The organism is Ruminococcus sp., assembly GCF_017650195.1.
Lineage (GTDB): Bacteria > Bacillota > Clostridia > Oscillospirales > Ruminococcaceae > Ruminococcus.
Window position 1 is genome coordinate 1 of record NZ_JAGCFH010000100.1, and the last position, 11,895, is coordinate 11,895.

The following is an 11,895-nucleotide window of genomic DNA, read 5'->3' on the forward strand; positions in this document are numbered from 1 at the left end:
ATGGACTGGAGCAACATGGACTGGGGTGACATGGACTGGGGCGACATGGACTGGGGCAACGGTATGTTCGGCGGCGGTCAGACTTCAGTTGTTGACTTCCTTATCAAGAGATTTGAATTAATCCTTGCAGCACTCAGCGAATAATATACTATGTAATAAAAAACCACCTGTTCATCTCAACGGGTGGTTTTTATTTTCAAAAGAATAAACCTGAACATAATATCGTCGGAAACAGAATTATTTTTGCTGCAACCAAGATATTTTATGATACACTTTAGGCAAGATCATTATTGTGGGAAAGCTATAGCATTATACTTTTTCAAACAGTTCTTGAATCATTAATTAAAAGCTCATCCTAAGCAGTATCAGATTTAAATGTTGAATTTTAACAATATTTGACTTGTATTGTTACAAAGAATGAGCTAAAATTGTTATGATGGATATTTATATCCAGACATATTATTTCGGAGGTGTATTTATGACATTCAGTGTATTTAAGCGCATTATATCTGCAGCAACTGCAACATTATGCTTTTCAGCTGCTGTACCGACATTGCCGCTCAAGGTAGGTGCCGAGAATACTAAAATTACTTCCTATGAAGGCTACGATTATGAATACTGGTCAGATACTAATAATAATACAATCTCATTTGATATTGATAAAAAAGGCGGTTTTGATGCAGAATGGAATGCGTATGGAAACTGCTTTTTCGCTAAGGGCCTGATTAATCAAAAGCCCATTTCAAACAATTATAAAATAGACTATGACTTATCAATCAGTTTTACTCCTGTACAGAATGCAAAAGCTGACGAAGCCTGCACATATATATGTGCTTATGGTTATCTTAAAAACCCTGCCGCAGAATTCTTCTTTATGGACTATGGTTCTAATTTGCCGGACTACGAAAACATTGAGAATTGTACTTCTTTAGGCAGCTTTGATGTTGACGGAAATACATATGATCTTTACAGTCAGAAAAGATATGAACACACTATCGACGGTTCCCTTTCGTACCCCGTATTCTTAAGCGTTCGCAGAGATGGAGAGATGGAATGCAATACAGAGTCTTCTTTATACTCGGCGCCCAATAATGAATACAGCAGCTATTCTGGTCGAATAGACGTTGGTGCGCATTTATACGCTCTTGAAAATCTCGGACAGGAAATAGGAGACCTCGACAGGCTGTCCTTAAATGTTGAATCCTACAGATGCAGCGGTGCAGTAAAACTTAATAGCTGCGAGATAACAGATTATCTGACACAGAATGACTTTCCTAATACATCCGGTACCTTTGAAAAAAATGGTGGCACATATACATACTACTCGACTAGCAGACCGTCTAAAGTCAATATGCGAGTGAATCCATACACGGACGATAAAGAATTTGACTATAGATGGCAGGACGGTACAAACAAGATAACAAAGACATTTTTATCTGAACCTGTAAAAATTGGTACAAATGACCTTATACTTTTCAAAAATGACTACTCATTTAAACTAAGCAGCGATGATCCTGACAATAACAGTTTCAGCGGAATCCTCGAAATGGAACTTAATGACTGTCAGAAACTCTGTCTCGTTGATACCGGCACTGACTTCGGTGAAGATAAAATAACTGCTTTATACAACGAAAAAGGTATAGAACCAAAACTGACCGTCTCTGTTACAAACAGAAACATTTTAGATCTTCCTGATACTATGTACGACACAAGGAAGCAGGAATTGAAAGTTTATTCATATACATTAAAGAGTGGAAACACAGAAGAAAAGCACACCGATTACTGGATAACGAATTATCAATATGATTTTTATTACTATAATAAATTCAATCTGATTTTCTGTGGTGAAAATATACTCTGCAACTCCTCTTATAGTTGCTATAATATCATAAAAATATCTGATGTATTAAGATTTCTGAAGGAATATGGTCTGTCATACGATACAATAAACACAGCTTCTTACACTTTTAACTCCGAGGGCTTCGGCGGTTCTCTTTCCGTAAACTCTCTTAAACTGGATATCACCCACTTTCCAAACGGATCTTACAAGTTTTCTCCCGAATACTATGGCGATAACAACTTTTCCATCAACTCAAATAAAAATGGACTTTTTGACTTCAACTGGAATAATTCAGAATTCGGAGCTTGTACAGCTTTGGCAGAAAAGCATTTTGACGGCAGCGGTCTTGCTCTCTCAGATATAAAAAGCATTGTTGCAGATTACAGCGTGACTGTCGATTCTGTCGAAACATTCGGAAATACATACGATGAAACATCCGTTTATTTGCGTGGAAAGCTCCCGAAATCAGACTCTTCACGAAATGAATTATATATTGACATTGCTTATTTCACAAACACCCCTAACTTAAAAAGCCGTATAAAACCAATTTCATCTGATAACTCCATTGAAGATAACGATAAGATCTATAATCTTTACGTTAATTCAAATGAGGAATTGAACGGATTCTGTGTTTCAGGATTTATCAGTAACGATGACTCTCTCAATACTCAATACTGGAGCCTTGAACAAGATCCTCCAGTTAACGGGGATAATTCCGCTTCATTCAGCGGATCAATAGATATTACAAAGCATATTACAAAATACATAACAACTGATAACAACGGAGCATGGGATATTCTGAGTGATCTTGCTATCTGTGCTGAGGCAAACCGTTCTGTCGGTTCCGTTTCTATCGAAAAATTCGATATCATCGTAACATACAATGATGGTTCTGTTATAAAGTATACTCCGGGCGATGTCTCAACATCATCAGAAAACTTTATGCAGGGAGATATCAATGATGACGGGGTATTCAGTATCTCAGACGTTGTAACATTACAGAAGTGGCTGCTGGGGTCACGTAACATTTCTATTAAAAACTGGAAAGCCGCTGACCTCAATTATGACAGCGTGCTTGACATATTTGATCTTTGCATGATGAAAAAAGCCATTATTCGTTCAATAAAATTACCTGTTGCGGTCAACATTAACGAGACTGGCGGATATGCTGGAGTTAACAGGATCTGGAAAGTATATAAAGAAAACGAAAAATATATTGTATCTTACCAGGATTTAAAACGCACAACAGAGCAAGAACCCATTATAACTGAAATTACCGAATCAGAATACAACAAAATAATGGCTCAGGACTACGAAAGAAACTCTACTCCTCAGCAAGTATGGGATGGTTTCCATTATAAATCTGTTATTACCTACAAAGATGGAACAGAAAAGACCACTAATTCAGATATGTTAGATACTCTTTTGATAATTGAAAAGCTGTCAGAAAAATAAAGTTAAGAAGAAACGATTTTATTCAAAAATATTTTCGCTTTACCTGATTATAAAACTAATCCAGTTTGTTTGAATGCATATTCTTGAAAAGCCATTCAATAACATATGTGATAAAAAAAGGCACTTCTGTCATAAAACTGACAGAAGTGCCTTAAATCTTCTTGTTTACGTACCTGTTTAAGCAGATACAGATATCAGCCCTTTACAGCGCCCGCAGTCAGACCGTCAACTATCTGATTGGAGAATGCGCAGTAAACAACTATTGTAGGTATGATCGCGATTATAATAGCCGCAAACATCTGTGAATAATTAGTACCATGCGGTCCTACAAACTTTGACAGTGCTACCGGTAGGGTCTTCTTTGTTTCATCAGAGATAAATACCATTGCTACAAGGAGCTCGTTCCAGTTTCCGATGAAAGTCATAAGTCCGGTTACACAAAGACCTGTCTTACCAAGCGGCAGACATATTCTGGAAAATATCTGGAATACATTCGCACCCTCCAAACAAGCACATTCGATAAGTTCATTCGGAATACTCTTAAAGAATCCCGTCATAATGAATATGGTTATCGGAAGTGAAAAAGTTACATAAGGAATTATAATTCCCGTAAGCGTATTTGAAAGGTGAAAATCTGCAAATCTTGTGAAAAGTGGTATGAGCACGCAGTGTACAGGTATCATCATACCTGTAAGGAAATATGTCATGGCAAGCTTTGCACCCTTCCAGCGCATACGTACAATGCCGAATGCTGCCATAGAACCTATGATTAAACTCAATATCAGTGCGATAACACACACGATGAATGAATTAAATGTAGCTGTACCAAGATGTCCTTTTGTCCACGCAAAGGAGAAGTTATCAAATGATATATGCTCCGGAAGCGCAAAAGGAGCAGTAAATATCTCCTTATTTGTCTTGAACGATACATTGAACAACCACAGCAGAGGAAGTATATAGGCTATGGATATCAACACAAGAAATACATATATAACAATTTGTATCGGTGAGAGCTTTTTCTTGGAAGTAAAATCCGGTTCATCTGTTACATATTTTGAAGAACTCATTTGACTATACCTCCTTACATCTCATACTGTTCGGTCTTTACGACCTTATTAATAAACAGTGTTACTACCAGACAGAGAACAAGAAGTACTACGCCTATCGCGCTTGCATAGCCATATTTAGAGAACTTGAAGCCCTGCTGATATAGGTGAGTTGCAAGAACCTCTGTCCTGTGGTTCGGTCCGCCCTCTGTCATGTTGAATATAAGATCGAAGAATTTCAGTGATCCTATCGCATTGAGGGACATAGCTGTAGCTACCATTGGTTTTATCAGGGGAAGCGTTATGTACCTGAATGTCTGGGGCTTAGTACAGCCGTCGATATAACTTGCTTCCATAAGGGACTTGTTTATACCGGAAATCTGAGCCATGTAAAGCATCATTGACTGACCAACATACTGCCAGAGACATACAAAAGCTATTACCCACATAGGAAGGATAATAAAGCCTTTTGTATCCATAAGCCAGAGAGGAGGTTCCTTTACCCCCCATTTTTCAAGGAGCTGGTTAATACCAAGCTTCGGCATGAATATGAAAAGCCACATCAGACCGAGAGCTGCCGAAGAAAGTACACAGGGAAGATAGATTATGTTCTTGAATACATTTCGTCCTTTTTTAATGTTTGTCAGCAAGCCTGCGAGGAAAAGACCTACGATAAGCTGTGACACACAGGAGAAAATGAGAAAGAACAATGAGTTCTTGAGAGCAATGCCGAACGTTTTATCAGAAAGTAGTGCCTTATAGTTGTCAAGTCCGATGAAAACGGGGGCACTTATGCCTTTATAATCACAGAATGAATAATACACCGACTGAACGATCGGTATAAAAAGCACCAGTGTGAACAAAAGGAATGCAGGAAGCATGAAAACAAGTATTGCTTTCTTGTTCCGAAGCATTTTGTCCATGCTGGACCAACTCCTTTCAGAAGATCAATATCGTAAAATAGTTAAAACAATATAGGGGCGCAGGGTACGCCCCTATTGATTTTTCAGATTTAGTCAGAAATTACTTTCTGCAATTTGCTTTGTAGAATTCTTCCATGTCCTTTGCAGCATCTGCAGGTTTCATATCGCCGAGGAATACTGCAACCATAGTATCATCAAAGTGAGCACCGGTCTCAGTAGTAGGCATTGACTCATTGTAGAATCCGAATGTACCCTTTGCATTGCCGAATATATCCATAACATAAGAGAGCTGCTTTGGAGCTGCTGCCGGATCATACTGAACCTTTGTTACAGGAATCTTACCGCCTTTTTCAGCAGTGTACTTCTGAGCTTCATCATCAGTGAAGTATTTTATAAGAGTTGCGGCAGCTTCAGGATACTTTGTTGTTGAGCTCATGCAGAGAGAGTCAGACTTAGCGATGATTCTTTCAACGCCAGGGAACTGGAATACACCGCATTTTGATTCAAAGTCAGGGTTAGCGCCGTTCATCTGACCGATTACCCATGAACCCTGAATAAGGATAGCAGCTTCTCCGTTGTAGAAGTTAGCTGTAGCAACGTCGTTGGTATCACCAGCTGCTGTTCTCTGGAAATATTTTGATAACGTAACAAGCTTGTTGCAGACATTCTCGAGCTTACCGTCTTCCCATGAAGCAGAACCATCGGCGAGCTTAGGAAGGTTAACGCCCTCAGCTTCACAAAGATAACCTGCTACCATTGAGAGACACCATGCAGTACCTGCGGAAATTGTTATAGGAGTATATCCTGCATCTTCAAGCTTCTTGCAGGTATCGAGCAATTCATCCCAGTTTTTAGGAATAGATGCACCCGCATCCTCGAACATCTCTGTATTGTAGAAGCAGCAAGCAGCTGCTGTGTTCAGCGGAACAGCATATATCTTTCCATCATAAGTCTGCTGTGTAAATACAGCGTCGCTTGTGAAGCTATCCTTCCAGCCATCCTTGTTGAGATACTCATCAAGAGGTGCTGCAACGCCAGGCTCAACATAGTCTGTGAGCTGAGGTCCGGGGCTTACTATAAATACATCAGGTGTATCCTTTGCAGAAACATGAGCATTGAGGTTGTTATAATACTCTTCAAGATTTGTGGTAATAGGTGTTACATGATACTTACCCTCAAAATCCTTGTTAAATCTTTCGATAGTCTCCCTGTAGCCAATCGACACAGGGTCCGAAGTTGCGTTAAGGTCATCCCAGAACATCCATGTGATCTCCTGAACCTTATCGGATCCGCTGTTATTTGCAGAATTGCTAGCTCCGCTGTTTGAGGAGCTGCCCGAATTACTGGAATTTCCGCCGCAGCCTGTAAGTGTTGTTGCTAACATTGCTGCTGACATAAGTGTTGCGAAGAATCTTCTTTTTCTCATTACCATTACCTCCTGGTTATTTTCCGCACGGCAGTTATCTTAATTGACATATCATTATGCCGTCATACCGTACGGCAAGTTTTACGGTTAAACCGAATTTGATATTGCACCACTACGGTGTCTTTGTAAATCTTACCATATAATTAACAAGTTGTCAATAAATATGAGCAATAAGGGCAAAAAATGATTAAAAACCACGAATATCCGTATGCCAATAGCAAAATTTGGTAAGTTAAAAAAATAAATACAAATTTTGGTAAGTATAAATCGCTTTACATTTCATACAGTATACAACGTTCGAGCTTCATTCATATTAGCTGTCAGCATTTTTGTTATTTTCTCTTGACAAAAGGATTTCAATGGTGTATACTACAAACAATCAGGCGCAATGATAGTACTTGTAGAAAAAGCATTGCTGTAATAATCTATATATACTATGATAACATTATAAGTCCTAAAAGGAGATTAGGTATGAAGGCAAAAATCACAATTGATTTGAATGATGCAATCGGCAGAGTCGATCAGAGATTATTCGGTTCTTTTATCGAACATCTAGGCAGAGCAGTATATGGCGGCATCTATGAACCGGGTCACGAAACCGCAGATGACATGGGCTTCCGTCAGGATGTTATGGAGCTGGTCAAGCAGCTTCATGTGCCAATCGTCCGCTATCCAGGCGGCAATTTTGTTTCAGGATACAACTGGGAAGACGGTATAGGCGACCGCACAAAGCGACCTCGAAAGCTTGAACTTGCATGGAACAGCATTGAGACAAACGAAATTGGTATAGACGAATTTCAGGAATGGGCAAAACGCGCAGGCTCTGAAGTCATGATGACAGTAAATCTTGGAACAAGAGGTGCAGATGATGCCCGGAATCTTGTGGAGTACTGCAATCTTCGAACAGATACATACTATGCAGACCTACGTAAACAGAACGGATTTGAAGAACCGTTCAATATCAAGGTATGGTGTCTTGGAAATGAAATGGACGGAGACTGGCAGATTGGTTACAAAAAGCCGCTGGAATATGCACGTCTTGCCTGTGAAACTGCAAAGCTGATGAAACTGACTGATCCGACGATAGAACTTGTTGCATGTGGAAGCTCAGGTCCGTTAATGCCAACCTTCGGTGAATGGGAACGCACCGTATTACGTGAGTGCTATGACCATGTAGATTATATCTCCCTGCATAGCTATTATGGTAATCGCGACCAGAACACATTGGAATTTCTGGCGTCATCTGCAGAAATGGATAAGTTCATCAAAGAGACCGTCCGTATCTGTGATGAGATAAAAGCAGAAAAAGGCTCCGAAAAAGATATCATGCTTTCATTTGATGAATGGAACGTCTGGTTCCATAGCAACGAACAGGATAAGAAAATCGAGCACTGGCAGATTGCACCGCCGCTTCTTGAGGACGTATACAATGTCGAGGACGCGCTTGTTGTTGGCGGACTGCTAATAACTCTTCTGAGAAACTGCGACAGAGTTAAGATTGCCTGTCTTGCACAGCTGGTCAATGTAATTGCTCCGATAATGACAGAAACAGGTGGAAAAGTATGGGCACAGACTATTTTTTATCCTTTTCTGCACTGCTCTGAGCATGGACGCGGAATAGCTCTGAATACAAAGTGCGATTGTGATACTTATCAGACATCATCAAAGACTGATGTACCATATATCGAAAGTATCGCAGTTTATGACGATAATAATGACACTATCACATTATTTGCAGTGAATCGTTCACTGGACGGAACATATAATTTAGAATTGTCTGGCTTTGACGGTTATTGCCTGCAATCCCATACTGTTCTCACAGGAAACGACCTAAATCAGTGCAACACAGCAGCTAATCCAAATGCTGTTGTCCCCTGCGATGCTGGAACTGATATGATGCTTTCACCTCATTCATGGAATATGTTTATCTTTTCAAAATCACAGAATAATTGACAGTACTTGTTGAAAAAGTCATTGTGTAACAAAACACCTCCGTGCTGTAATGATGAAATGCACGAAGGTGTTTTTTGATGTGAAATGATTTCTATACCGGAAGCTGTCCAGTGAATTTTAATGAATAAATAACATACATACATCATTCTATTCAATAATATGCATTATAATATGACCCATTTATTGATAAAGGAGCTGACAAAATGTTAAGGATAGCAAATACTGAAAATGGACAAGTACGCGGTCTGCCAGCAGCAGACCCTAGAGTAACCACATTCAAGGGCATACCTTTTGCCGCTCCGCCTATTGGCGTGAACCGCTGGCGTGCTCCTCAACCTGCCGAAAACTGGAAGGGAGTACGCGACTGCTTTGAATTCGCCCCCATATCCGTTCAGGATACCCCCGGTGTCGGTGACGATATATACTGCCGCGAATGGCACGTAGATCCCGAGATACCAATGAGTGAGGACTGCCTCTACCTTAATGTATGGACAAACGCGAAATCCGCATATGAACGTAAGCCCGTGCTTGTATGGTTTTTCGGTGGTGGTTTTCAATGGGGCTATACATCTGAAATGGAATTTGACGGAGAACGTCTCGCAAGAAGAGATATCGTCGTAGTAACAGTGAATTACCGCTTAGGTGCGCTGGGTTTTCTCTGCCATCCTCAGCTAACGATAGAGCAACCCAATGCACCCTGCAATTTCGGCAGCCTCGATCAGCAGGCAGGTCTTAAATGGGTCCGCCGCAATATTGCTAACTTCGGAGGTGATCCCGATAATATAACCATTGCAGGACAGTCCGCAGGCGGAGGAAGTGTAATGGCCCAAATGGCTTGCAAAGAAAACGCAGGTGATTTCAAAAGGGCTGTGGTCATGAGTGGAATGTTCGGCTCGCCTTATGAGGTCAATGAATTCTTCTTGCCTCAAAGCCTTGAACAGGCAGGCAAAAAAGGCGAAAGGCTCTTTGATTACTTGGGTGTTAAAACTCTAGAAGAAGCAAGAAAACTTGATGCCAATTACATTCGAAACAAGTATTCCGAGCTTCGCAATAACGGCGAGATGTTCTTTACGATAGTACAGGACGGGCATTTCTGCACAGATGACCCCATGGAATCTTTCAGAAACGGCTCACGTCTCCGTGTACCAGTTATGGGCGGCAATACCGGAGATGAATTCATAGAATATATTCATGCGGCAGACGATGACGAGCTGGTAAAAAAAGCAAAGAAGTACTTCGGCAGCAAAGCTGACGAATTCCTTGCATTTCCGGAAGCCAAAGTCAAAACTAATTTAGGCTATTCGCCTGTTTCCTCCCCCGAGCTTGGAGTAAAGAACGCCTTCCTCGGTGAAAGCAGGCAGAAGGACCCAAAAGACTGCTACTACTACCGTTTCATTCCTGATATACCCGGTAATGATTCTCCAGGAACCTTCCACTCTGTTGATTTATGGTTCTTCTTTGAGACACTTGCAAAATGCAGCAGACCCTTTGCTGGCAGACATTATGATCTTGCAAGACAGATGTGCGATTACTGGGCTAACTTCATCAAGAATGGAGACCCTAATGGCTTTGACATCAATGGCAACATGCTCCCTGAATGGAAGCCATATACCCACGCCGATCGAAATGAGATGCTTTTCACCAGTAACGGAGCACAGGCATCGACCGAGAATAACAGCTTTCTCATGTTCCTGCTCGATGAATTGAAATAAAGATAGGAGGATAATTTTATGAGCAAAAAGCAGGCGTTCAATCCCTATCTCCCAAGCTGGGAGTATATCCCCGACGGTGAGCCTTATGTATTCGGTGATCGTGTATACGTCTATGGTTCTCACGACTTCTGGAACGGTTATGTATTCTGCATGGGTGACTACGTATGCTGGTCAGCCCCTATAAACGATCTAGGTAACTGGCGCTATGAGGGCATTATCTACCCAAGAAACGCTGACCCCATGAACAAGGACGGCTATATGTGCCTTTACGCTCCCGACGTTACTGTAGGTCCAGACGGAAGATATTACCTCTACTATGTACTTGACAAGGTTGGCGTTATGTCCGTTGCGGTATGTGATGAACCCGCAGGCCAGTATGAATTCTATGGCTATGTTCACTATCAGGACGGCACTCGTCTTGGAGAGAGAGATGGAGACGAGCCGCAGTTCGACCCAGGAGTTATAACCGAAGGTGATAAAACATATATGTACAGTGGATTCTGTCCCGAGGGCGACAAATCAAGAACAGGCTCAAAGGTGGTTACACTTGATAAGGATATGCTGACTGTTATCACCGAGCCTCAGGTAATAGTACCCGGGATCTGTTACAGCGCAGGCACCCAGTTCGAAGGGCACGCTTTCTTCGAGGCTTCTTCAATAAGGAAAGTAAACGGTAAATACTATTTTATTTACTCCTCTGAGGTAATGCATGAGCTTTGCTACGCTGTCAGCGATGATCCACTCAAAGGATTCAGTTACGGCGGTGTGCTAGTCAGCAACACCGATCTGCATATTAATACCTACAAGCCGGCAGATATGCCCACAAACCGCGGCGCAAATAACCACGGCAGCATAATCGAACTTGGCGGTAAATGGTATATTTTCTATCACAGACATACCAACGGCACATGGTTCTCAAGACAAGGCTGTGCTGAAAAGCTCACTCTCAATGCCGACGGTAGCTTCAATCAAGCTGAGATAACTTCCTGTGGTCTCAACGGTACTCCTCTTGAAGGCAAGGGCGAATATCCTTCTTATATTGCCTGCAATATCTTCGGCAAGAAACCCGAGCTTTATATCGGAGATCTCAATGCCCCACGTATAGTTCAGGACGGTAAAGACGGAGATGAAGAGATAGGATATATCTCAAATATCAAAGAGGGTACCAATATAGGATTCAAGTACTTTGAATGCAAAAGCATAAATAAGGTCAGCATTACTACCCGCGGCTACGGAGGCGGTACTTTTGCCGTTAAGACAGCATGGGACGGCGTAGAACTCGGAGAGATTGAAATCGAAAACAGTAACGTATGGAAGAAATTCACTGCTGATATCAGTATCCCCGACGGTGTGAACGCTATATGGTTCACATTCAAAGGAACCGGCAATCCTTCCCTCGGCTCATTCACCTTAGAATAATCAGCAAAGCTAATTTCTAAAGGAATATAAACACTAATGTCCCACATATCGTACGCTTAGTAATATTATGGGGCTGTAAAAAAACAGCCCTCAAAAACAACACGGTTACCTCTTCAAGTAA

Annotated in this window: 7 protein-coding genes; 4 read left to right on the forward strand and 3 right to left on the reverse strand. The window is 41.2% G+C overall.

Annotated elements, in window-relative coordinates:
* Window positions 1-478 precede the first annotated feature (478 nt).
* Window positions 479-3,295: a glycoside hydrolase family 11 protein gene (locus J6U00_RS04225; protein ID WP_296579330.1), complete on the forward strand. Its 2,817-nt coding sequence runs from the start codon at window positions 479-481 to the stop codon at window positions 3,293-3,295.
* A 194-nt stretch (window positions 3,296-3,489) separates the two neighbouring features.
* Here J6U00_RS04225 and J6U00_RS04230 read toward each other — a convergent pair whose 3' ends face one another.
* The 3 genes from J6U00_RS04230 to J6U00_RS04240 form a co-directional block, all read right to left on the reverse strand.
* A complete protein-coding gene (locus J6U00_RS04230) occupies window positions 3,490-4,362 on the reverse strand; it encodes a carbohydrate ABC transporter permease (protein WP_296579332.1) in 873 nt (290 codons plus the stop codon).
* 14 nt (window positions 4,363-4,376) lie between these two features.
* On the reverse strand, window positions 4,377-5,264 hold the full coding sequence (locus tag J6U00_RS04235; RefSeq protein ID WP_296579334.1) for a sugar ABC transporter permease: 888 nt from the start codon (window positions 5,262-5,264) through the stop codon (window positions 4,377-4,379).
* A gap of 100 nt (window positions 5,265-5,364) precedes the next feature.
* Entirely contained in the window at window positions 5,365-6,690 is a 1,326-nt protein-coding gene (locus tag J6U00_RS04240) for an extracellular solute-binding protein (RefSeq protein WP_296579337.1), read from the reverse strand.
* Between the two features lie 471 nt (window positions 6,691-7,161).
* On the opposite strand from J6U00_RS04240, the gene J6U00_RS04245 reads away from it, so the two are divergent.
* The 3 genes from J6U00_RS04245 (at window position 7,162) to J6U00_RS04255 (ending at window position 11,774) form a co-directional block, all read left to right on the forward strand.
* On the forward strand, window positions 7,162-8,643 hold the full coding sequence (locus J6U00_RS04245; protein WP_296579339.1) for an alpha-N-arabinofuranosidase: 1,482 nt from the start codon (window positions 7,162-7,164) through the stop codon (window positions 8,641-8,643).
* A gap of 203 nt (window positions 8,644-8,846) precedes the next feature.
* A complete protein-coding gene (locus J6U00_RS04250; protein WP_296579341.1) occupies window positions 8,847-10,355 on the forward strand; it encodes a carboxylesterase family protein in 1,509 nt (502 codons plus the stop codon).
* 18 nt (window positions 10,356-10,373) lie between these two features.
* Window positions 10,374-11,774, forward strand: a complete 1,401-nt coding sequence (locus J6U00_RS04255) for a family 43 glycosylhydrolase (protein WP_296579344.1) — start codon at window positions 10,374-10,376, stop codon at window positions 11,772-11,774.
* Window positions 11,775-11,895: the final 121 nt, after the last annotated feature.

Coding starts and splice junctions, on each gene's coding strand:
- J6U00_RS04225 (WP_296579330.1), top strand. CDS start 479: ATGACATTCAGTGTATTTAAGCGCATTATATCTGCAGCAACTGCAACA.
- J6U00_RS04230 (WP_296579332.1), bottom strand. CDS start 4,362: ATGAGTTCTTCAAAATATGTAACAGATGAACCGGATTTTACTTCCAAG.
- J6U00_RS04235 (WP_296579334.1), bottom strand. CDS start 5,264: ATGGACAAAATGCTTCGGAACAAGAAAGCAATACTTGTTTTCATGCTT.
- J6U00_RS04240 (WP_296579337.1), bottom strand. CDS start 6,690: ATGAGAAAAAGAAGATTCTTCGCAACACTTATGTCAGCAGCAATGTTA.
- J6U00_RS04245 (WP_296579339.1), top strand. CDS start 7,162: ATGAAGGCAAAAATCACAATTGATTTGAATGATGCAATCGGCAGAGTC.
- J6U00_RS04250 (WP_296579341.1), top strand. CDS start 8,847: ATGTTAAGGATAGCAAATACTGAAAATGGACAAGTACGCGGTCTGCCA.
- J6U00_RS04255 (WP_296579344.1), top strand. CDS start 10,374: ATGAGCAAAAAGCAGGCGTTCAATCCCTATCTCCCAAGCTGGGAGTAT.